A 22,004-nucleotide genomic window follows, 5' to 3' on the forward strand; every position below is an offset into this window, starting at 1 on the left:
TGATTAACACTAAAGGAAGTTTTCTTTATTGATTGTCATTTTTTATAGTATCAAAAACTTCTTGCCATTGTTTTATTACTTTTTTTTTGTGTTGCTGCCCGAGTCGTTTTAATTTTTCATGTACCATATTAAAATCAGTGGCATCAATTTTATTTTTTAAATCTTGCCAGGAATCAAAGTAGATAAAATATTCTTGATTATCAGAATTATACCATTCGGATAGATGTGCATAGGTATACATATAATTTTGGTCCGGCCACCACGCTTTCCCACTACGTAGTGCATTCAACATAAATGTTTTTGATGGAATAAAATATGGAAGTCCTAATTGTATGTTTTCAAATAATGCAAGATTAGACCAAGCATAAGGGAAATGGATAATTCCTTTGAATTCTTGTAAATCGGTAGGGCCATTATACATACCACGATAACATGAAATACCTAGCTTGCTACATTCTTGTACTATACGCATTGATTCATCATTACCACGTGGTGGTACAAAGAATGTTTCAGATTTATTTATATGTTCAGGAATTGATGATTGTTTTATTTCATTTCTGAACATGCCTGATGGTTGGATGACATCTGTACCAATATCGATACCTTTGTGTAAAGCAAAAAAATGTTCAAATGCATTATAAGAAATGAGATGGACATTTTTCTGTGTGGTTGCTTGTCTGAATAATTGATAATATGCTGGGTCAGGAAATGAACCTTGTGCAGAAGCTAAATCAGCATAATCAAAGCGATTACAGATCCAAATAATAAGTGGTTTTTTCCAATCATTTTGCAAAAATATGCGAGAAAGTGGGGCTGTATCAGATGTTATAATGACATCAAATTGTTCAAAATAATGGTGGTGTAACTGCCATATATCAGATGCGCGTTGATGAGTGATATTATAAACAGCATTGCCAGTTGTTTTGCCATCATAATTATTATTGCGTACCCAATCGTGTATGAAGACAGACTCTAAATCAAGCCCAAGCTCTTGAGCGATAAACTTAAATTCTCTGATACATCCTTGATGAAAGCTTACATGTAGTATTTTGGGTGATTGACTAGATGCATTGAGTATGTTGCTTATCACCATAATAAATAAAAAATAAAAATTATATAATTTCATACAGGGCCTTGTTTTCATTTTTTACGTAAAATAACTTGATATTCATCGGCAATTATTTCAAAACCATGCTCGAGTAGGTATGGAATAGAGTATTTATCTTTTCCTAAATCTGAAGTTTCCCCAAATTTTTTAGGAGTTTGATTACGCACATCATCAATCAAGATAATACCGTGAGGTGCAATTACGTTATGTTCTACGATTATTCTAGCTTCAGCAAGATGCAGTTGTGCAGATGGTTCAATTGGTGTCATATCACCGGTGTCCATATATAATAAATCGATACTTTCTGGCTTGGCATTCTTCAAAAAATCAAGTGATGATTGTACGTGGTAAACAATATTCTTGAAATCTTGGGTAATTATTTTACATCGATTAATATGTGCTTTTACCAAATCTACCGTATGAATGATAGTACCAAGGTGTTCAAGGCATTCTGCTGCCATACGAGTAAAACTTCCTGCACCCCAATCCCAGTTTTCTGGGTTATTGGGCGTCCAATAAATAGGGTTATCTTTATTACATCCCGGATGTCCACCGTGAGTAAAGCTACGTGTAGTTCCCAATTCTACAACACTCGTGCCATTATGTTTTTCAAAATATTCAAATGCTTTTTTAAATGTGTAATAGCGTGATTTTGGTTTTTCTTTAAAATGTGACCAATCTTGACCTTCATAAGTTCCTTGTTCCAGAAGTTGTTTATACGGCTTGAGTTTGGTGGTTATAGCTGAAAAAGAAATTATAGGTAATGTATATGATATAAGTAAGATTGCATAATATGCCGTTTTTCTCATGATATTCCTTTTTTAAGCTCGTATTGCATTATGATTCTTATCTAAAGCGAGTAATTTTTTTGGATAAGGTAGTTGCCAACTTTCTGGATAACAATAAGAAGGGTTTAATATTATAGTAGGTGGATTGTCGATATAAAAACGATTTAAATGACTTTCATCATGCCAAATAGCTATAATATTATGTTCAAGATCTTCCAGTATTTTTTGAGTAATTATTTGTGCCATCTGTAAAAATGAATCTTTGCTGCCACCATTAAATCCACCGGCTAAGTAATATCGACCTTCGCCTGGTTTAACATAGGCTCTAGATATTGAGCGTGTTTCATAGGTGCCACGTTTGCCAACAAAGCCTGGATGCTGTGTAGCTACCCGGTCACCTAAAATCTCGTCTCCCACGGTATTTACAAATAACATGTCTGCATCGGTTGCGAATAAATAATCCATATCTTTGTATGCGTCTGCATGTTCAGCGTACATTTTATAACGCATCATGGTGTCATAAGGCCAGCCAAGACGTTCTTGATGAATTTTAATAATGTCATTGCCGGCAGGCGGTGTTCCTTCGGTAAAGACAAAATAAGTTATGTTGTGATGTGGTAAAAAATGTTTACGCGCTGATTCAATCAGAGGTTGAACAAATTGTATATATTTACCGGTTGCTACAATAAGAAGCCCAATATTATATTGTTGAGTTGCATGTATATTAAGTGAGGAAGTAATACATAGGATTAATAGCCAACCAAATATCGTATCTATGTGTTTCATGGTATTCCTTATTCAAGTGTATCAAGTGCAGGGTACCGTTGATTACTACGAATATATAGATCAAGGTCACGTTGTAATCGTTTAGATACTTTGTGATCATTTAATGTATTTGCAGCGTTATATATGAGCAGTACTTGTGGAATAAATACAAAATGTCCATTGCGAGCCATTTCTATCATAGGGAACATAGCTGCGATATCTCCTGTCATCTGAAAAAATTTGCCTTCATACATTAAGTCTTCTTGTTTAATTTTTTTGAATAAGCCTGCTTTAAAGGTACGCAAATGTGATGGTATGTGAACATGATCTCTAAAACGATTGTGTTTAATGACTTCTTCAGGCATTGGCTGGCAAAAACCAATATGGCCACTTGGCCATTCTCTAAACTGTCCGTATGTAAGCCAAATGTGTGGGGACTCGGTATAAATTTTATTCAGAAACGTAAGCACATCGGCATGCACAAACCAATCGTCACCATCTACAATGACAACTACATCGCTATCAGTGCAATAGGTATGTATAGCATCATATTGATTTTTTAATGCATAATGTCGTTCAGTATTGCGAATCAAGGTTATTTGTTCTTCTTTCCCGAGCTCTTTTACAAGTTTTTCTACTGCATCTGCAGTGCCATCGCCTGAACAATCATCAATATAAATCAGATGAAAATTATCATAATTTTGTTTTAAAATAGACATGATATTGTTGGTACAGTAGTTTTTATTATTATAGCTTGCAGTGACGATTACAAAGCGCTGTACAGTAGCCTCAGAAGCGGCCAGTATGTTAATAAGAACAACAGAAAAAAATAACAGGAGTCGCTTCATTATATTTCCCTTTTTAAATGTATCTTAATGCGTCATCGATATATAGGTATCAATACGGGGATGCATATGTGGCATTGCATCATTATTTAATTTATTTTTTCGTATTTTTACCTTGCACAATGCCTCATATGCTTGTGCATAATTATGTGATCCTAATTCAGTTAATCCATACCACAAATCATGCCAGAACATAGGGTCACGGTATTCGGTCATAGAACTATAAAGATGTTTTATAAATTTTTTCTCATGCTCAGGTGCATGTATAATAGTTTGTTCACATGCGATAAGTTCAGCATCACTTACATTATATCCATCATATAATCGTGTTTTTGTACATGCTTGTACTGTTTCTGAAAATGATGGATTATATTTAGTCTGGTCATATGCGAGTAAAATATCACCTAGAAGCACAATATTGAAATTACCATTAATACGATATAATTGATCTCGTATCTCTTGGATTGTTGGATATGCCCAACAGCCGAGGTATTCTTCACCTGATATAGTGATGCCAAATCCACGCATATCATCAATTAGAATAATACAATTGTCTAAATGAGCTTCTTCTATAGCTTGTAATTCTTCTCGTATGGGAGTAATAGCTTTAGCTGCTGTTGGATCATCAAATGTCATTGCCGTACCATTGCCGCTGTAATGAGCATCAAGCCAAAACACAACAGTTCCGTGTAGTTGTGATGCCAGGCGAGTAATAGCATTAGCTGATTTATCGTTGAAGATTTGTATATGTTTATAAGATGCTAATTTTCTTTTTGCTGATTGGTATAACCGTTGGTCCAGTTCAACGGTGTATATTTCTTTAAAAAATGATGCAGCATTATGTGTTGTTGCACCAGAATAGGTACCTGTCTCAAAAAATATATTAGGCTGGAATACACGAACAATTTCATTAATAAATTGTTTGCTCAGAGCACCTTGTGATTTATAGTCAATAAACTCAAATGTTGTATGAGTAGTACAAAAAAATATGCATAACAGAAGTAATTTTTTCATGATCTATCCTTTTTATATTGATATAAATTCCTGTATACCATGAAAATCTAATATTAGAAAGAGCAGTATTTTATTTTATATGTTGTTGCATACGTTCAAATACTTGAATAATAGATTGTTTGGCGTGTGGAATATAAGGGAAGTATTGCAATAATTTTGATGCATCCAACTGACAATTTGAACGACCCGCTTTTAATATTTTTGCTTGGTCATCAAGGCTAAAGTTTTCATATACATGGCTGGGATCTATGTATTTTTTGTATAATTCCATAATCTCATTGTGTGATAAGGTGCCTGGATTTACGCAATTATATATGCCAGTAATTTTTTTTTCTGTCATTTCAATAATGATGGGGAGTAAGTCATGCAGTATTGATACTGTATTAGGAATATTGACCAGTTTTGGGTATTGGACAAGTTTTCCAATAAATCCACGTGGATTCAAGTCATCAGATATTGGCATGCGGATGCGCAAATGTAATACATAGGGGTATTGGATAACGAACTTTTCGAGCAGGACTTTAGTTAATGAATAAAAAGAACCAGTAAAGTTCGGTTCATCATATTCGGTAAACCCTATGCCACTACCTAGCGGATGAGTTTCATCGTACTGATAAATGCAACCGGTGGATATATTGGTGATATGGATATTTTTAATATGTGCAATATCTATCAGATTGAGCGTACCAATAATATTTACCCGCATAGTTTCTTCTTTATGGTCTTCGCACCAATCTACATTAGGGCGCCCAGTTATTCCTGCTGTGTTGATAATAAAGTCAGGCTTGGTTGATTCTATTTCTGCAATTATGTGTTCTCTATTTTCTAAGCGGGATGTAGCACATATAGGTGTGTGACCTTGTTGTTCTAATAATGTGACAAGTTGTTGACCTATCCAGCCAGTTTTACCACCGAATACCAAGAATGTTTTTGAATTGGCCGAAATGGAGTGTAGTATCAAAAAATTTAGTAATATTAATGTTTTATTTTTCATTTTTATAGGTTTCAATTTGTTGGTTAATATAGTTGTTTAGTAAATTATTTTTTTCTTGTAAATAAGTTGATGAATAACCAGGCCAATTAGAGCCACCAGCATAATAATGTATAAAGTACGTGTCTCCATGAAATTCAAATCCATATCTTCTATCTACGGCAGCAAGGAAATCAATGGTGTTTGTATCGTATCCTAAAGCTTGTAATTCGGTATTGCTCAAATTACACAGATTATCTTTTGATACAGCGGTGTATAAGTATAAGTTGATGGTTGGATTGTTTTTAAAATAATAATATGTATGAGCACCAACATCACATGCCAACCCATGAATATAACCGCCTTCAAAGCTTATAGTATCTTTATTTGGTAATGTACGCATATTCATAAAGGTAAGGCACGGAGACGTATAAATAACCTTTATATTTCCTTTGGTACGATCTTGATATCCACCAATAAAATTATATTCTTGCATATATTCAATTATATTTAATGGTTTTACAAGGAACATATCAGCATCAATCATTACGACAATGCCATCATGTTTATATCCTGCTACTTCTAGTGAATATTTAATGGCATCCATATGTCGATGACCAGGAGATGTTCTCCCATGAATATGTAGATGTTGTGGAACCCGAAAATGTTGAATGCTGAGATTATTACATGTTTGTTCTATCTGTTTGCGCATTGATTCGCTTGGTGCATCATTAAATACAATATATTCATAATCATTTTGTAAGAAGGCTTTAAATGTTTTTTTATGTAGTTCTATAAAGTCTGGTCTACTGTGAACATAAGTCATGATAAGTATTGGATGATCCGCTATTGCAGAAGAAAATGATATAAATAGAATGATAAATGTAAATATTTTGTACATATTACTTTCCTATGGTTGTACTATAGAGTTAATAAATTCATTAAATATTTGAGTTTTGTAATTTATAAAATTATTTGATGCGCTGCTATAATTTGTTCCTTCACGAAAGTGAAGAAAGTGATTATTGAGGTAAAATTCAAATGTATCTGGTTTTTTTAATAAAAAATCTATTTCTTTTTTATTGAATCCTAAATTTGTATAAAAAGCACTTTTTACGGCATTAGGAACATATTTTATATCATCTGCTTCTCTATTAATACCACGATCACCTAGAAAAAGTTGGTGACTATATAATACGTTGATATTTTCAACAACTAGAGTGGGATGTTCTATTAAATAGTAATACGTGAATCCACCGGAATCAGTTACCGATTCATTTACAATTCCACAATTGAAATTTAGTGATTTTTTATCTGGAAGGTTATTCATATTTAAAAAACATAAAACTGGACATAGACAAAATACGTTGTTAGGTGCTCTTTTTATAAAGGCTGCAATATCTTTTCCATGCATATAATTAGATATATGGAAGGGTCTAATTGGGAATATATCAGAATCAAGTACCAAAACTATTCCTTTATGATTAAAGCCCAATATATCAAGGGAATATTGAACACAATTAGCATGTCTAATATTGGGACGTTGCAAGGGATCATTTGGGTTTCTTGATAAATATGGACGAGTATGAATTTCCTGCGGAACACGTATACAGTGTATGCCTAAATTTATACAGGTGTTTTCAATTTTATGTGCCATTTTTTCTGTAGGTGCATCATTAAAGACGACGTATTCATAATCATCAGATAGAAATTCTTTGAATGTTGCATGCTGTATTTTTATAAAATCAGGACAGTTGTATTGGTGTGTTATAATAAGTACTTTGTCTGATGCATAAACAAATATAAAAAAAAAATTTATAAAAATATTAAAAATATACTTCTTTTTAATATTAATCATTTTATTAATTCCTTTTTTTTAATGAATTTTAGATGATTTTTTAGCTCATATGTTTTGTTTTTTTAATATCGTTAAACCATTACAAAATGGATAATGTATTATTTGCCAGCAATATTCATTTTTTATACAAGTAGTGTTGAGATATTTGCTTTCATCAAATGATAAAGACAGGAATTCTTTTATTGCTTGTGTTACTCCTTTTGTATTTCCAACAGCAAATCCTGAAGTGCCATTTAATCGAATATAGGTAGTGCCATTATTTAAAGGCGTAACATTTGAATCATGAAATATAATTAATCCACCGTTGTTTAGCATAGTATCAAATAGTTTTATTTCTGCTAGTGTATGTTCGTATAAATGAGATGTATCGATAAACACCATGTCTATTTTTGAATCTTTAAATGTACTATTCTCATAATAATTACCAAAATCTAAATCATTCATACATAAAAATAAGCTATTGGGGATATTGCTATATGCAGCAGCGCAGTCAGGCGTTATGTCTATTCCAATAATATTTGCGTGAGTATGTTGAATAATTTCTCGAAATGCTTGTGTGGATTCACCTCCACGCACTCCGCATTCTACAATTATTTTGGGGTTTTTTTCTATTCCAATACAGAATAATGTTGGTAAGTGGCTAGATATATCGGTGTCCTTTTGGTTACTGTAAATTAAAAGTTCCTTATATTTATTGAGAGTAGAAATGGGTAAAATACAAGGTAAAACTACCGGATCTATAAATTCATAATTATTGGGGTAATAAAGATAATTATATATTTTTGATCGATATTTATTGATATTTTCCTGACTATAATCCCAAACAGCAATGGCATTTGAAAGTTTTTTTAAATATTCATTGTTTAGACTGTTACTACTTAAGTCTAAAGTTTGATAGCATATATAATATTTTGGGAGCATTGATTCATGTATTTTGAAAAGATCAAAAATTATATAGAGATTTTCACTATCATTTTGTTTTATTGAATTAACTGATTCATATTTAATGTTTAATGCGTCTAAAGCTAGTGTGACATTGGATTTTAAGTGGCTATTATTTGAATATAAATAAATTTTTTGTTCATACGGTTGAACGTTGCAAATTAAATTTAACATTAATATGAATATTATTTTTTTCATTTTTTACCTTTTTTATAAAATTAGTTATTAATTACCAATGTCTCATTTCGGATATATTTCCCCATCCAAAAACTCGTCCATTAACGTGAATAGTATCTATATACATAACTCTTTTTTGTTCAAGAGAATAGATATAATTTGCTATTATGCGTTCTATATTAATCATTTTATGTTCCATGGTTGTTAGGTTTATATTATTAATCATATTTTCAAAATGTTTATATCGTAGGGCATAGCAGGCACCAAATACTTGGCCATATGAATCTAGCTTGATGAAAGCATCAGTATCAGGATTATTTTTAATAAGTTGTATTAAATAATCAGAAGAAAAATAGTACCGCCCGGTTAATTTAATGATGATATCATTTTCATTAAACTTAAATTGTTTAAGAGCTTTTTGTATAGATCGAACTTCATTTACCCCTTTATTATGCAGTTGCGAGTTATTAACTTGTGAATAACATACGGTGTTACTATATTGGTCAAAAAAAGTATCACCTATTTTGCATGCTTCTACAATATAGGGTGTGTAGCCGTATGATGCGAGGATATTGAGAGAGTAAATATATTCTTTTTTACGAAGCTCATATGTATGATCTAATAATGCTGCAGTATATAAGATACGTATTGTAGGTGTTATTGAGTTAAATATGGCTACTGAAAAAATAAATATAAAAAGTAGTTTATTCATTATTTATTCTCTAAGTTGATTTAATAATATCAAGCAAAACTTGAGCCGAAATTGTCGTGGTCATATTATCAAGTACCCATGTACGAGGGGAATAATCATTCAATTTCTCAGGTATGGTTTTTAAAAGTTCTTCAAATTCATATAATTCTTTCCAATCATGGCCTGTTACAGGGGTAAGATAAGGACATGAGGAGACGGGGTTATATTGTTTGCCATGTGCAAAAAGTTCTTTTGGATTCCAGGCAAGCGTAGGTACATTCATTGCCCAAGCTTCTGCTAATGCCATACCTTGTGATTCTGATCTACTGAGGAAAATAGCAAAAGCGCTTTCAGATAAAATTTGTTTATATTGTGCATGGTTATATTGACCATAAGTAATACGTATTGGATCCCAACCATATTTTTTTAATAAATTCTCAACATTTTCACATAATTGTTGAGTTGAAGATTTCCAGTACACAAGTACTTTATTTGAATCAATTTTTTCAGATGGTGGTTGCCATGTATTGCTATTAATACCTGCGTACCATACTTTTATACGCCCGTTTAGGCGGGGATCATCTTGTTGCAAATGTATAATAGGCCATTCAGATGGCTGGATGTTCATGTCTATTTCTGGAGATACAATAATGTGATCATGATCAAAAGAGCGAAGAATTAAATTAGGCCCTGCAATTAAGCGCTGGATGTGTTTTTTTTGTTTCCAATTAATAGCTTGACGCAGTTTATTGATATCTGATAATACAACAACGACATCACCAACTAATTGTATATTTTGTGGATTGTGGTTGAAATTGATATTTAGTTTTTGTAACCCATCTAATAAACTAGATAATACAGAACCAGGTCCATCTTTGGAGTAAGGATTACTTAAAATTGTTATTTTGTTAAATGAGTATGCGTTAAGATTCAAATTATCTAAAAGTAATATTGAAACAAGAACAATAAATAAATTATATTTAATTAGTTGTTTTAGCATGATTATTCACTTTCAGTAATATGTTGTAAATATAGATAGTAATGCGGATTTATCCGTGCCTCATCTAATCCTAAATATATTGCTTTTTTAAAATTTTTTTCCGCTTCTTCTAGCTGATGCTGATACAATAATGTGAGGCCATTCCAGAATCTGTAATGTTTTCCAACTTCATGGTAATGTTCAGTGACTTCAAAGATTTTGTAGAGATTTTGTATGATACTTTGTTCTATTCCAGTGGTAGTTCCAATTATTATTTCTGCTTTAAGTATGTCTTGTGTATTAAAAGGTAAATCATCAGCCAATCTGCTTATTGTGCATGCTTCAACAAGAGGAGAAAAGCAAAAATTCTCATCGTTTGTATAAGCAATGGCTATATCACCATAAACTTTGAATTGATAATCGGGATTAATATTCATTATTGCTTCATATAAGGTAAGTATGGATGGGTATCCTTTATGTGATACATTATTTGAAATATCCTTCAGATGATCAAAAAATCTAATATCATCAACTAGAATGATAGCATTAGTAATGCCAGCTTCTTTGATTGCCTGTAGTTCATTTAATATAGGCGTGCATGTTCCTTCAAAGGCCGTTCCTGGCCCTGAATAATGGCCATCGAGCCAAAATAAAATTTTACCATGAATATTGGGAAGAATTTGTTGCAAAACTTGAGAAGAATTGCCGAAATGGATTTGTATATTCTTTGTATACTCAAACCTTTTTTTTGCTTTTATGTATAGCTTTTGATCTAATTCTATAGAGTGTACATTTTTAAAAAACCTAGCTGCTTTAGCAGTGGTATTTCCCAAGAACGTGCCACTTTCAATAAATACGTCAGCTTGGGTAATATTAGCAAGTATATCTAAAAAAGAGCTTTGCAGTGAGTAATCTCTATCTTTTGTGTTTCGTAGAGGAATAATATATTGATCGGCTATTAAGTTTGTAAAAAAACATAGTGCTAATATGGTTATTTTTTTCATAAATACTTTCCTTTTTTATTAAGAAACATATGGATGACTAATTGTGTAAAATATCATCAAGAAATTCATTGAATATTTTCATCTTATTATGATGATATTTTTGTGAAAGATTATTGTAATTAGTGCCTGCTCGATAATGTAAGAAATGATTGTCCAAAAATAATTCAAACGTATCAGGTTTTTTAAGAAAAAAATTGATTTCCTGGGAGCTAAATCCTTGTTCTTGTAAAAAAATAGTTTTTTCTTGATCAGAATAATCAGTATTTATTTTTTTCCCTACAATATTGTGGGGGCAAAAAACTTGAAAACTCCAGGTAATATTAATGTGCTTTAACTGCAATTGTGGGTGCTGGTTTAAATAGAACCAAGTCCAACCACCTGAATCGACGGCTAATTCACCTATTTTGCCACAATTAAAATTAAGAGATTTTTTATCGGGAAGTTTATTCATATGCAAAAAGCATATAGCAGGACATATATATTGGACATTATTACTTCTCAAATATTCTCTTTTAAAGTGAGTAGCTATGTCTGTATTATGCATATAAGTAGCAATACTAAATGGCCGAATAAGAAACATATCAGAGTCAATTATAAATACTATCCCATCATGCTCAAATCCAAGATGATCCATTGAATATTGAACACAGTTAGCATGTCGGGCATTTGTGCCTTGTAGTGGATCTTCTGGTTGCCGTGGTAAATAAGGGCGTGTGTGAATGTCTTGCGGAATTCGAATACAGCGTATGTTTAGTGTGTTGCAGGTACCTTCAATACTATCTGCCATACCCTGTGTATGTGCGTCATTAAATACTACATACTCATAATCATCAGATAAAAATTTCTTAAATGTTTTATGTTGTATTTCTATAAAATCAGGACGATTATATTGATGGGTAATAATAAGAATTTTTTCTGTAGCATAGTTTGTACTAATGGGTAATAACAGTATTACAAACAAAATTTTTCTGACCAAGATGACTCCTTTTTTTATGATACATGAACCAACTATAACAAAAAAAATTATATAAAAAAGTGGGGTTTACGAAATAACTACGTTTGCTATAGTTGCTTACATTAGTTTTTACGTATTTATATTAAAAGGTAGTAGTATGCAAAATAAGAACATTATTTTTTCTTTGATAGTGTCGTTAATGTCTGTTTTTACCATTAAATCTGATAATACTCAGTTAGATATCCTTTATCGCAACAGAAAGTATGTTGGTATTTTTATTCCATCAGACCCTGTTATTAGAAACATAAGGTATGGCAATTGGGGAAGTCGCCCCTATGAATATGCGTGGGTAAGTTGCATAGTTCCGGTTAAAGGTAAAAAAGTTATAGATTTAGGCGTTGGATTACCATCGCAATACAATTGGTATCACTATGTAGTTAACAACTTACAACCGGCATTTTATGCAGGCATAGATTTTGATGGTAGGATGCGCAAGGAGTTGATTGTTCAAGATAATTTTGAAATTATGTACATGAATATGGCTCAGCTCGAATACCCTGATAAATATTTTGATGTTGCATATTGTATTAGTACGTTTGAACATATTCCATATGATATTTTTATGAAATCAATTCAAGAGGCACATAGAGTTCTGAAAGATGATGGTTTGTTAGTTATTACATTGGATGAAGAATGGGATAAGAATGAACCAATAACCTATAGTAATGGCTGGAATACTTTGGAACAAAGCCTTATGCAAAATGGGTTGTTCAAAAGAATAAAGCGGTCATTCGGTCTGCCGGAATTTCTTAGTTTAATTCAGGATTATTTTACTTTATATCAGGATGATGCAGTAATTGTAGGTGATGTTATTAGATCAAATCAAGATAACTTTGTGTATTATGAAAGACGTAATAGAGACGCCAAAGTTCTTAATAGTGGTATAAAAATTAATAGTTGTGTAAGTTATGCATTATTAAAGAAAAAAAAGTAAGCTTCTTATTTATAATAAACCAAGTTTTTCGAATAAGTCTTTAACTTGTTCTTTGGTAATAACTGCTTGATCGGAGCTATACACATCTTGTTCAAATTTTGTGCTAAATAATGTGCCATATTGCATGTATATAGGTTCTTGGTTATAAAATATTTGCTGTGTAGAAGGAATAATTACAAAATAATCTTTGAATTCATATGCACGTAACATTTCAGTATGATTAACCATTGCTTCATGTAATTTTTCACCAGGTCTAATACCGGTTATGGTAACGTTGTTATCAGCACTAAATTTTTCTTTAAGAATTTCAATAAGATCGGTTATTTTGAATGCCGGTAGTTGTTTTACAAATATTTCTCCACCAATACCATAGCGCAATGCATCAAAAATAAGTTCAACTGCTTCTTGTTTATCTATAATAAATCGAGTCATTCTGTTATCGGTTAGTGGAATATCTTGCCCCATTTTTATTTTTTCGGTAAAAATAGGAATTACTGATCCAGTACTTTCGAGTACATTACCGTAGCGCACAACTAAGCATCTTGTTTTAATGGTACTTTGATCATAATTGGTAAATATTTTTTCACTAATGAACTTGCATGCACCATAGGTATTGATTGGCAAACAAGCTTTGTCTGTGGATACAAATAGTACCGTGTTTACATTATTAGCCACGCAAGCATCAAATATATGCTGTGATCCAATGATGTTAGTCTGTATACATTCACAGACGTTAGTTTCTAGGATGTCAATGCGTTTAAGCGCTGCTGCATGCAGCACAATATCTATACCCTTAGTTACTCTGAGTAATGATTCATAATTTCTGATATCGCCAATTACATACTGTATCTTGGGATTATTATTAAATATTTTTGAGCAATTGAAATGTTTAACTTCGTCTCTGCTGAATATCACTATGCGATGAGGATTATATTTGAGAATTTCTGTGGTCAGAGCACGCCCTAGATAACCTGTGCCTCCGGTGATCAGTATGTTTTTATTCTCAAATAACTCTAAATTATTTTGGGTGGTTTGTGATATATTGTGAAAAAATAGACAGAACAAAAGATATGATAGGATTTTATACTTCATAATATTACTCATTTTTATTGTTTAAAAGTGATCATAAATTGTAAACATACATAATTTAGTATTGTTTGCAACTTATGATCATTGTTGTTATTAGTACAAAATGACGTATTCCTAAGTATTACTGATGATGGTTTCTATCAAAATGATTAATCTTGTAAAATATTATCAAGAAACTCATTGAATATTTTTAACTTATGATGGTGAAAATTTTGGGATAAATTATTGTAGTTTGTGCCTGCACGATAATGTAAGAAGTGTTTATCAAAGTAGATTTCAAAGGTATCTGGTTGCTGGAGAAAAAAATTAATTTCTTTATCATTAAATCCTAATTGTTTATAAGTGTTTATCTTGATTTCTCTAGGGGTAGAATTATCTACAGGTTTACTTTCAATGTTATGTGAACAAAACAAATTGTAGCTCCAAATAGAATCAAAATATTCTATTTGGATATTAGGATGATTTTTCAGATAATAATAAGTCCAGCCGCCTGAATCTACAATGGCACCGTTTGCCATACCACAATTGAAATTTAATGAATTTTTGTCTGGCAATGTACTCATATTGAAAAAAGATAATGCTGGACACAAATAAATTACATCATTAATGCTTCCTTTTACCAGTGAGGCGATGTCTTTATCTTGCATGTATGCAGTGATGTGTAATGGTCGAATGAGAAACATATCAGAGTCAATAATTACCACTATGCCATTGTGGTCAAATCCGAGTATATCCATTGAGTATTGAATGCAATTAGCATGTCTAATATTAGGGCGATGTAGTGGATCTCTAGGTTCTCGCGGTAGATAGGGGCGAGTATGTATTTCTTGGGGGACTCGTATGCATCTAATATTGCAACTGATACATGCGTTGGTAATTTGAGCTGCCATATTTTCATTATTAGCATCATTAAATACTACAAATTCATACTCATCTTCTAAAAAATGTTGAAATGTTTTGTGTTGTATTCCTATGAGGTCTGGACGATTAAATTGGTGTGTAATAATAAGAACTTTATCTGAGGCTATTACTGCTGTATGTATGAATAAGTAAATCAATACATTTATTATTTTTTTCATAATAATTTCCTATAAATCAATATTGTTATTCTTTAACAGCATAACTTACGCGTGTATCGGTAATCCGATAAATTTTATATTCAGTATTGTCTAAGACATCTATGATAGCTTGTAGCACTTCCGGGATATCAGTATCATGATATACAATTAATATTGCTTCTGATTGAAGTGCTTGTTCTGTTTCATGTTTTACATGTATATAATCATGGGCTCCATCAAGAAACCATGCATCTATAGGGAAATGCTGTTTGTAATTATATGTAAGGCTTTCGCCAAAAACTTGTTGATAGCGTCCTTTACACATACGACCAATATCAGATGGCTTTAAGTTAAATGGAGGAGTATGCGGTGGAAGATCAAGGCTAATAATTGTACAAGTTGGGCAAGCATTGGCCATAATGAGCGTTCCATATCCTTGACAAGTACCAACCTCAAATAATTTTTTAGGTTGATATTTTTTTATCAAACAATGCAATACTAAGAAATCAGTTTCAAAGTCAGGTTCATTTCTAATAATAGCATCATGAGCAAGCTCGCGTGTAATGAGTGCATCGCTGGTAATGTACTCAAGTGGTTTGCCTATAATAAAACAATTGATTATTCCTAAAAATATTCCCAGTATGAAGGTACGTGTCATTACCATATTTTCCCCTATTTTTTAATAGATAGTATACTTTTTTAAAAATAATATATTTGAAAATTATAGAGCAAGAATAAAGAGGAAATGGACATTAAATTATAAAAATACTGAATATATAAAAGATCGAATTAGTTTATTTCTTCACAAACAATGCATTACCAAAGAACCATTGGTGCTCATCAATAAAATCTTTTCCAATCAAAGTGAATCCTTCTTGTTCAAGCCATAATTTTACTATTGCATACGTTGGTTGCCTTTCATATGCCTCAATAAATCCAACTTCGGTGTGAATTATAGATACTGTTTTGAGTATGTGTGGTGCTGCTTGCATGGCTGGCAATTCATGTCCTTGCATGTCGAGCCAAAGCATATCCACATGATCGATGTTGTATTGTTGTGCCCAACTATCGAGCGTGATGGTATGTACTTCTATGGTGTATGGAAATTGTATAGGTGAATGCTTGAGACGTTCTTTTGGTTTTTGCAAAGAGCCAGCTTGCGAAGGTCTACCGGGTTTGTCAGGTTTTTCTGCAATATAAAAGGTGGCAGTACCATTTGTTGTGCTGAGTGCAAGATTATAACAATGTACGTTTGGAAAGTTTTTAGTGCGTTCAACTAATTGTGCAAAAAGTTCAGGTACCGGCTCGAATGCATGTATGGTTGCATGTGGCCAGCGAGTTGCCATGGTTACTGTTTCTTGTCCGGTGAATGCACCTGCTTCTATAATGATCGGGTGCTCCGGTAAGTAGGGATCTATATGATCAAATACTTGATGCGGTTTAAAAATAATCATTTCTTGTCACTATACGGTATTTACGTTATAAGTACATGTGCATGTCTAGCATAACATGAAGGAGAGGGTATGCAAAAACAAACATCTGATGTACTACCTCAAAATTCTCAACCGCCGATACAACCGCAAGAGAATATTAATGGACAGAGTTTTTCGTATTGGCTCAACAAAAATAAATATTACCATTCATTAGTTCAATCATTTTATAAATTTATAGTTCCTCATGATACATCGGTGCTCCATATTAATTGTAAAAATGGCTATCTGATTGATGCGATTAAACCGATGCATGCAATTGGTCTTGATGTAGATCCACAGTGCATTGCATACGCAAGAAAAAACTATCCGCGTTATCAATTTGTGCAGGGTACATTGGATGCCTTAGATAGCACGCAAACATTTGATTATATTCTGTTATCCTTTGTTACCATGGAATGCGATGATGTGCAGGCATTGCTAGAAAACGTGCAGCACCATGCACATGCACACACACGTATTGTAGTCGAAACATATTCCTATGTGTGGGAGCCAATCTTGCGTATCGCACAAAAATTAGGATTACGACGGCAGACCAAGTTTAAGAATTGGTTAGCATCTGCCGACTTGAACAATATACTGCATCTTGCGGGATTTGATGTAGTAACTACCGGATCGTATATGTTGTTACCCATGTATATACCTGTTGTTTCATGGTTTATTAATGCATGGATTGCGCCGTTACCAGTAATACGCAACCTATGTTTGCACAAGTGGGTGGTGGCACGCCCTATGCCGCGTGTGCACAAGAAAAATGCTACGGTATCGGTTGTTATTACCTGCCGCAATGAAGCAGGTAATATTGAACGTGTAGTCAAAGAATGCCCACGCCTAGGGTCACATACAGAATTGATTTTTGTTGAAGGCGGTTCTAAAGATAATACGCTAGAAGAAATTCAACGTGTAGCACATGCATACAAAGATACGCATGACATTAAATGGTTTGTACAAGGTGGCAAAGGTAAAGGTGATGCAGTGCGTAAAGGGTTTGCACATGCAACGGGTGACATATTAATGATTTTAGATGGTGATTTGACCATGCCCGCTGAACAGTTACCGAAGTTTTTTGACGCGCTTGTGAGTGGTAAAGGAGAATTTATTAACGGGTCGCGCTTGGTGTATAGTATGGAACCAGGTGCCATGCGGTTTTTGAATATGCTTGCAAACTTTTTCTTTGGCGTGTTGTTTTCTTGGACGCTTGGGCAACGAATAAAAGATACGTTGTGTGGTACCAAAGTTCTGTGGCGCAAAGATTATGAACGCATTGCGGCAAACCGTCATTATTTTGGTTTAATTGATCCTTTTGGTGATTTTGATTTGCTTTTTGGCGCGGCAAAACGTACCTTAAAGATAGTTGACTTACCGGTGCCATATAAAAGTCGCACGTATGGGCAAACCAATATTAGAAGATTTTGGCATGGGTTTATTTTATTGGGGATGAGTTCTATTGCATTACGCAAATTTAAATTTCGATAACGTATGAAACTAAGTATTATTATTCCTGCATATAATGAAGAACGTCGTATTAGACGTACATTGCAAGCGTACCATCAATTTTTTACTGAGGTAAAACGGCGTGGTGATTTTGATTTTGAATTAGTTGTTGTACTCAATGGATGTAAAGACAACACGCTAGGCATTGTACAAGAAGTTGCTAGTTCCATGGATAATTTATATATCATTGATACATGTGATGCGGGCAAAGGACTTGCGATTAAGCTTGGTTTTGCAGATGCATTAACGCGTGATAGTGATGTGATTGGTTTTGTAGATGCTGATATGGCAACTGCACCAGAGGCATTTGATGATTTGGTAATTAACCTTGATGCATGTGATGGTGTGATTGCAAGTCGTTATATGTCAAATTCGGTGGTATATCCACCACGCCCATGGATTAAGCGGTGGGGAAGTCGATTAATTTATGAATCATTAGTCTGGTTATTATTTGGATTGCAGTATGATGATTTACAATGTGGCGCAAAAGTGTTCAAGCGGCATACGCTTCAACAAATAGTACCTGGATTAAGAATTCGCCAATGGGCGTTTGATGTTGAATTATTATGTTTATGCAAACGAAATGGATTTGTAATCAAGGAGCACCCGACAGTTTGGCATGATCAAACGGGAAGCAAACTTACCTTGCGTTCAGGGTTTTATATGTTAGGGTCAATTGTGAAGTTACGGTTACGGTATTCACCATTGAGATTTTTATTTAAACAATAATGGATTTTATACATCGTTATTCAGATTCCATTAATAATTCTCGTGTTGTAATTATTGGCCCCTATCCGCCGCCGCTTGGAGGGATTTCTGTTCATATTGAACGGGTGATGCATAAACTCCAACAGCAAAATAATCAGGTGTTTCATTTTTATAATGATCGATTATATAAATTTAGATGGCTAAGGTTTTTACCATTTAAATTAGTTACCTACTTGTTGTATTTTCTCTATTTTTTTTTCTGGTTGTTGTACAAATACCCAGCGTATGTTGTGTACCACACCATGTATTCAAAGCTAGCGTTGGTAGAATTGGGGATTATTAATTGTGTGCAATTGATATATGGATTTAAAGTAATTGTTGTTGATCATAATGCGCGTCACATATATACGCGAGGTAGGATTTGGAAATATATATTTAACTACTATGCTCAATTGGTACATGTAATACCCATTGGTGATGTTACGTATAAAATATATAAAGCAGGCGGTATACAGCTACATGATTATTCGATAGAAAGTCCTTTTTTACCACCAAATGTTCACGCAGAAAAATCTATTTTGGCAACATATCCGCAAGAATTGGTTTCGTTTTTGCAACAATATACTCCGATTATTGGTATGAATGCATCTCGTATTGTATTATGGCAACATAAAGATTTATATGGTATTGACCAGGCAATTGAGATGCTCAACATTATGCGCAATACATATCCGCAAATTGGTATGGTAATTGCAATAGCTCAAATAGGCGATGAATATCATTTTCATAAAATTCTGAAACAAATACAGATGTATGATTTGATTGATCATATATTTATACTTTCAGGAAATCGAGAATTATGGCCACTATTAAAAATGGTAGATGTGTTTGTCCGTCCGACATGTGCAGATACGTTTGGTATAAGTGTAGCTGAATCATTATGGTTAGGTACTCCTGCAATAGCAAGCAATGTATGCACGCGGCCGGAAGGCACCATATTATATCAACAAGGTGATGTAGATGACTTGGTTCAAAAAATAGATATGGCTTTGAAGGAGAAGGGGTATGGCGCAATTGACCAACAGCGTGATCATATGCACACGCAACAGACTGGATGATATACAAAAATTTTTATATTCCTTGCAAAAACAGACACAGCTACCAACAGAGCTTGTTATTGTAGATAGTAGTGATATACCGTTGCAATATAACCAAAATTTCCAAAAAATTTTTGCATCTCATGTTTTTCCTACAACTCAACTTACGTATGTACATACTACGCCAGGATTACCATACCAACGCAATATTGGTGTGCAATATGCGGTTGGTGATGTGCTTTACTTTTTTGATGATGATGTAGAGTTGCAGCCGAACTATCTTGCTGCCATGCAACAAGTGTTTTCTGAGCAACCGATTTATAGTGGCGGTATGGGAACGGTGCAGAATATTCCGCCTCGTGCACAATTATGGTGTAGAGTAATACGTAGAATTTTTTTGTTGGGTCGTGTGCATGCAACAGGTAGTTTTACCTGGTCCGGCATGCCTACGCATGCGTATGGTACACATGCCATGCGAGAGGTAGAAGTACTAGGTGGATGTTGTATGGCGTATCGTGCATCAGTATTTAAAACACAACAATTTGATGAACAACTGAGTGGTTATGCATATATGGAGGATTGTGATTTTTCTCGTCGGGTTTCATTGACGAGCAAATTGTTTTTCAATCCGGCTGCGCAGTTATACCATTACAATAGTCCGATCAGTCGTGATAAGGTAATAACTAATCGTGCGATGTTTATACACAATTATAGTTATTTATTCTTTAAGAATTTTTATCCATATAATCGATTAAAAATTATTTGTTACTGGTGGAGTGTGTTGGGATTGTTTGTAGAGGCATTATTGTATCGACGCTTGGATTATGTACAAGGGTATTGGCAGGGATTGCGAAAATATTATTTTTATTAATTTTTTTTACCATAAATTGTATAAAAAGGAGCAAGCCGTAAAGCTAATGTGGTTGGTGCAAATGTGATACATGCATTGAATAGATTACATACATATTTTTTGATGGTACGTGATTGATGACCATAATAACCACACAGTACCTGGGCATTTAATCCTTGTTTATATAAAATATTTTTCAGGTGGTAAGGATCGAGTAAATGTTCTGACCAGTTGCCTGTATGCGGATCACATGTGTCGGAGGTAATTGGAATTGCAGGTAAAAGCTTATTTTTTTTATATGTATCTATTGTGGTATAAATATCATTTTTAATTTTGCCTCGTGTAGCTTGTGCTAGATGATTTAGTTCAGCGTCTGATAGAGCGGGTGCATACTCTTTAATAATATTTCTACGAACAGACAGAAATCCTTCCAGGCAATCACGTTGCTTGTGACCAGATGTAGTTTGTCTAGTTTGATATTCGTGTTCATGATGATGCTTGATTAATTTATTTTTAATCCGGGGATTTAAGGTGTTTGCTCCTGATGACATGAATAGTGTGAAGTTTTTTGCTTTGGATAGTGATGATAATTTTTTCAAAAATACATCAATGTCATATACATGCTCAATTACATCATATGAGCCAACTGCGTGACATGCGATGTTGTTATTTTTTAGATAATTAATAACGTCATCGATATCACCTGGTATATAATGATTGGCTGTCAGCCCTAAATGTGTTGCAATATTTTGCGCATCTTGTACTGAAATATTATAAATATCATTATAGAGTACTGATTTAACACCGGCTTCTCGAGCTAATAATGACAAAATACCAATGCCGCCCCCATATTCTAAAAAAGTAATTTCATTAATTGGTAGCTGGGTAGACTGTATACATGATCCTAGAATGTATACATATTTTTGTAATGTGCTTGTGAGATTATTCAAATGATCATGTGCCAGATATTGTGCGTTGTATTGTGAAATAGCCAGTTCTGCAATTTTTAATTGATTTAATTTTTTACCAAGTCTATCTGCGGCATTGTTCAATTGATTTGAAATATGTTTGTTAAATAGTGGTTTATATGTTTGATACATGAACTTCATTACTAATACCTGTTTCTTT

The 22,004-nt window shown here is 33.3% G+C and carries 23 protein-coding genes; 5 read left to right on the forward strand and 18 right to left on the reverse strand.

Features of this window, described 5'->3' with window-relative positions; translation table 11 throughout:
* Positions 1 to 25: 25 nt before the first annotated feature.
* From PK943_04625 to PK943_04685, 13 genes are all read right to left on the reverse strand, one after another.
* Positions 26 to 1,126: a hypothetical protein gene (locus tag PK943_04625; protein ID HRN78500.1), complete on the reverse strand. Its 1,101-nt coding sequence runs from the start codon at positions 1,124 to 1,126 to the stop codon at positions 26 to 28.
* Between the two features lie 14 nt (positions 1,127 to 1,140).
* Entirely contained in the window at positions 1,141 to 1,917 is a 777-nt protein-coding gene (locus PK943_04630) for a hypothetical protein (GenBank protein ID HRN78501.1), read from the reverse strand.
* A 12-nt stretch (positions 1,918 to 1,929) separates the two neighbouring features.
* A complete protein-coding gene (locus PK943_04635; protein HRN78502.1) occupies positions 1,930 to 2,682 on the reverse strand; it encodes a hypothetical protein in 753 nt (250 codons plus the stop codon).
* A gap of 8 nt (positions 2,683 to 2,690) precedes the next feature.
* Positions 2,691 to 3,509 (reverse strand): glycosyltransferase family A protein, encoded by an 819-nt coding sequence (locus PK943_04640; protein HRN78503.1) that lies wholly within the window; start codon positions 3,507 to 3,509, stop codon positions 2,691 to 2,693.
* 24 nt (positions 3,510 to 3,533) lie between these two features.
* Positions 3,534 to 4,520, reverse strand: coding sequence for a hypothetical protein (locus PK943_04645; GenBank protein HRN78504.1), 987 nt, complete (start codon positions 4,518 to 4,520; stop codon positions 3,534 to 3,536).
* Between the two features lie 70 nt (positions 4,521 to 4,590).
* A complete protein-coding gene (locus tag PK943_04650; protein ID HRN78505.1) occupies positions 4,591 to 5,514 on the reverse strand; it encodes an NAD-dependent epimerase/dehydratase family protein in 924 nt (307 codons plus the stop codon).
* The gene (locus PK943_04655; GenBank protein ID HRN78506.1) at positions 5,504 to 6,391 is read right to left on the reverse strand and encodes a hypothetical protein; all 888 of its coding nucleotides are present in this window, start codon (positions 6,389 to 6,391) and stop codon (positions 5,504 to 5,506) included. The genes PK943_04650 and PK943_04655 overlap by 11 nt, the downstream gene beginning before the upstream one ends.
* Before the next feature lie 9 nt (positions 6,392 to 6,400).
* Positions 6,401 to 7,348 carry a hypothetical protein gene (locus PK943_04660; protein ID HRN78507.1) on the reverse strand — a complete coding sequence of 316 codons (948 nt, stop codon included), beginning with the start codon at positions 7,346 to 7,348 and terminating at the stop codon, positions 6,401 to 6,403.
* A gap of 45 nt (positions 7,349 to 7,393) precedes the next feature.
* Positions 7,394 to 8,488 carry a class I SAM-dependent methyltransferase gene (locus tag PK943_04665; protein ID HRN78508.1) on the reverse strand — a complete coding sequence of 365 codons (1,095 nt, stop codon included), beginning with the start codon at positions 8,486 to 8,488 and terminating at the stop codon, positions 7,394 to 7,396.
* A 31-nt stretch (positions 8,489 to 8,519) separates the two neighbouring features.
* The gene (locus PK943_04670; GenBank protein ID HRN78509.1) at positions 8,520 to 9,179 is read right to left on the reverse strand and encodes a hypothetical protein; all 660 of its coding nucleotides are present in this window, start codon (positions 9,177 to 9,179) and stop codon (positions 8,520 to 8,522) included.
* 10 nt (positions 9,180 to 9,189) lie between these two features.
* Positions 9,190 to 10,158, reverse strand: coding sequence for a hypothetical protein (locus tag PK943_04675; GenBank protein HRN78510.1), 969 nt, complete (start codon positions 10,156 to 10,158; stop codon positions 9,190 to 9,192).
* Positions 10,159 to 10,160: 2 nt separating this feature from the next.
* Positions 10,161 to 11,141 carry a hypothetical protein gene (locus tag PK943_04680; protein HRN78511.1) on the reverse strand — a complete coding sequence of 327 codons (981 nt, stop codon included), beginning with the start codon at positions 11,139 to 11,141 and terminating at the stop codon, positions 10,161 to 10,163.
* Between the two features lie 37 nt (positions 11,142 to 11,178).
* Positions 11,179 to 12,117, reverse strand: a complete 939-nt coding sequence (locus PK943_04685) for a hypothetical protein (GenBank protein ID HRN78512.1) — start codon at positions 12,115 to 12,117, stop codon at positions 11,179 to 11,181.
* Positions 12,118 to 12,253: 136 nt separating this feature from the next.
* On the opposite strand from PK943_04685, the gene PK943_04690 reads away from it, so the two are divergent.
* Positions 12,254 to 13,090, forward strand: a complete 837-nt coding sequence (locus PK943_04690; protein HRN78513.1) for a class I SAM-dependent methyltransferase — start codon at positions 12,254 to 12,256, stop codon at positions 13,088 to 13,090.
* 9 nt (positions 13,091 to 13,099) lie between these two features.
* On the opposite strand, the gene PK943_04695 is transcribed toward PK943_04690, so the two are convergent.
* The 4 genes from PK943_04695 to PK943_04710 all read right to left on the reverse strand — a co-directional run bounded on the left by PK943_04695 (position 13,100) and on the right by PK943_04710 (position 16,691).
* A complete protein-coding gene (locus PK943_04695) occupies positions 13,100 to 14,182 on the reverse strand; it encodes a polysaccharide biosynthesis protein (protein HRN78514.1) in 1,083 nt (360 codons plus the stop codon).
* Positions 14,183 to 14,328: 146 nt separating this feature from the next.
* Positions 14,329 to 15,258 carry a hypothetical protein gene (locus PK943_04700; protein HRN78515.1) on the reverse strand — a complete coding sequence of 310 codons (930 nt, stop codon included), beginning with the start codon at positions 15,256 to 15,258 and terminating at the stop codon, positions 14,329 to 14,331.
* Between the two features lie 25 nt (positions 15,259 to 15,283).
* Complete coding sequence (locus PK943_04705; GenBank protein ID HRN78516.1) at positions 15,284 to 15,901, reverse strand: hypothetical protein; 618 nt, start codon at positions 15,899 to 15,901, stop codon at positions 15,284 to 15,286.
* Positions 15,902 to 16,031: 130 nt separating this feature from the next.
* Positions 16,032 to 16,691 carry an FkbM family methyltransferase gene (locus tag PK943_04710; GenBank protein ID HRN78517.1) on the reverse strand — a complete coding sequence of 220 codons (660 nt, stop codon included), beginning with the start codon at positions 16,689 to 16,691 and terminating at the stop codon, positions 16,032 to 16,034.
* Positions 16,692 to 16,760: 69 nt separating this feature from the next.
* Between PK943_04710 and PK943_04715 the strand changes: the two genes are divergently transcribed.
* The 4 genes from PK943_04715 (at position 16,761) to PK943_04730 (ending at position 20,897) form a co-directional block, all read left to right on the forward strand.
* Positions 16,761 to 18,203 (forward strand): bifunctional class I SAM-dependent methyltransferase/glycosyltransferase family 2 protein, encoded by a 1,443-nt coding sequence (locus PK943_04715; GenBank protein ID HRN78518.1) that lies wholly within the window; start codon positions 16,761 to 16,763, stop codon positions 18,201 to 18,203.
* A gap of 3 nt (positions 18,204 to 18,206) precedes the next feature.
* Positions 18,207 to 18,950, forward strand: coding sequence for a glycosyltransferase (locus tag PK943_04720; protein ID HRN78519.1), 744 nt, complete (start codon positions 18,207 to 18,209; stop codon positions 18,948 to 18,950).
* 107 nt (positions 18,951 to 19,057) lie between these two features.
* On the forward strand, positions 19,058 to 20,047 hold the full coding sequence (locus PK943_04725) for a glycosyltransferase (protein ID HRN78520.1): 990 nt from the start codon (positions 19,058 to 19,060) through the stop codon (positions 20,045 to 20,047).
* The gene (locus tag PK943_04730; protein HRN78521.1) at positions 19,995 to 20,897 is read left to right on the forward strand and encodes a glycosyltransferase; all 903 of its coding nucleotides are present in this window, start codon (positions 19,995 to 19,997) and stop codon (positions 20,895 to 20,897) included. The genes PK943_04725 and PK943_04730 overlap by 53 nt, the downstream gene beginning before the upstream one ends.
* On the opposite strand, the gene PK943_04735 is transcribed toward PK943_04730, so the two are convergent.
* Positions 20,894 to 21,985: a hypothetical protein gene (locus tag PK943_04735; protein HRN78522.1), complete on the reverse strand. Its 1,092-nt coding sequence runs from the start codon at positions 21,983 to 21,985 to the stop codon at positions 20,894 to 20,896. The genes PK943_04730 and PK943_04735 overlap by 4 nt on opposite strands.
* Positions 21,986 to 22,004 lie beyond the last annotated feature (19 nt).

The organism is Candidatus Dependentiae bacterium, assembly GCA_035445995.1.
Lineage (GTDB): Bacteria > Babelota > Babeliae > Babelales > Vermiphilaceae > DAOMRS01.

Bases quoted from the DNA above. Each gene is read 5' to 3' on its own strand.
- PK943_04625 (HRN78500.1), bottom strand. From the start codon at position 1,126: ATGAAATTATATAATTTTTATTTTTTATTTATTATGGTGATAAGCAAC.
- PK943_04630 (HRN78501.1), bottom strand. From the start codon at position 1,917: ATGAGAAAAACGGCATATTATGCAATCTTACTTATATCATATACATTA.
- PK943_04635 (HRN78502.1), bottom strand. From the start codon at position 2,682: ATGAAACACATAGATACGATATTTGGTTGGCTATTAATCCTATGTATT.
- PK943_04640 (HRN78503.1), bottom strand. From the start codon at position 3,509: ATGAAGCGACTCCTGTTATTTTTTTCTGTTGTTCTTATTAACATACTG.
- PK943_04645 (HRN78504.1), bottom strand. From the start codon at position 4,520: ATGAAAAAATTACTTCTGTTATGCATATTTTTTTGTACTACTCATACA.
- PK943_04650 (HRN78505.1), bottom strand. From the start codon at position 5,514: ATGAAAAATAAAACATTAATATTACTAAATTTTTTGATACTACACTCC.
- PK943_04655 (HRN78506.1), bottom strand. From the start codon at position 6,391: ATGTACAAAATATTTACATTTATCATTCTATTTATATCATTTTCTTCT.
- PK943_04660 (HRN78507.1), bottom strand. From the start codon at position 7,348: ATGATTAATATTAAAAAGAAGTATATTTTTAATATTTTTATAAATTTT.
- PK943_04665 (HRN78508.1), bottom strand. From the start codon at position 8,488: ATGAAAAAAATAATATTCATATTAATGTTAAATTTAATTTGCAACGTT.
- PK943_04670 (HRN78509.1), bottom strand. From the start codon at position 9,179: ATGAATAAACTACTTTTTATATTTATTTTTTCAGTAGCCATATTTAAC.
- PK943_04675 (HRN78510.1), bottom strand. From the start codon at position 10,158: ATGCTAAAACAACTAATTAAATATAATTTATTTATTGTTCTTGTTTCA.
- PK943_04680 (HRN78511.1), bottom strand. From the start codon at position 11,141: ATGAAAAAAATAACCATATTAGCACTATGTTTTTTTACAAACTTAATA.
- PK943_04690 (HRN78513.1), top strand. From the start codon at position 12,254: ATGCAAAATAAGAACATTATTTTTTCTTTGATAGTGTCGTTAATGTCT.
- PK943_04695 (HRN78514.1), bottom strand. From the start codon at position 14,182: ATGAAGTATAAAATCCTATCATATCTTTTGTTCTGTCTATTTTTTCAC.
- PK943_04700 (HRN78515.1), bottom strand. From the start codon at position 15,258: ATGAAAAAAATAATAAATGTATTGATTTACTTATTCATACATACAGCA.
- PK943_04705 (HRN78516.1), bottom strand. From the start codon at position 15,901: ATGGTAATGACACGTACCTTCATACTGGGAATATTTTTAGGAATAATC.
- PK943_04710 (HRN78517.1), bottom strand. From the start codon at position 16,691: ATGATTATTTTTAAACCGCATCAAGTATTTGATCATATAGATCCCTAC.
- PK943_04715 (HRN78518.1), top strand. From the start codon at position 16,761: ATGCAAAAACAAACATCTGATGTACTACCTCAAAATTCTCAACCGCCG.
- PK943_04720 (HRN78519.1), top strand. From the start codon at position 18,207: ATGAAACTAAGTATTATTATTCCTGCATATAATGAAGAACGTCGTATT.
- PK943_04725 (HRN78520.1), top strand. From the start codon at position 19,058: ATGCATAAACTCCAACAGCAAAATAATCAGGTGTTTCATTTTTATAAT.
- PK943_04730 (HRN78521.1), top strand. From the start codon at position 19,995: ATGGCGCAATTGACCAACAGCGTGATCATATGCACACGCAACAGACTG.
- PK943_04735 (HRN78522.1), bottom strand. From the start codon at position 21,985: ATGAAGTTCATGTATCAAACATATAAACCACTATTTAACAAACATATT.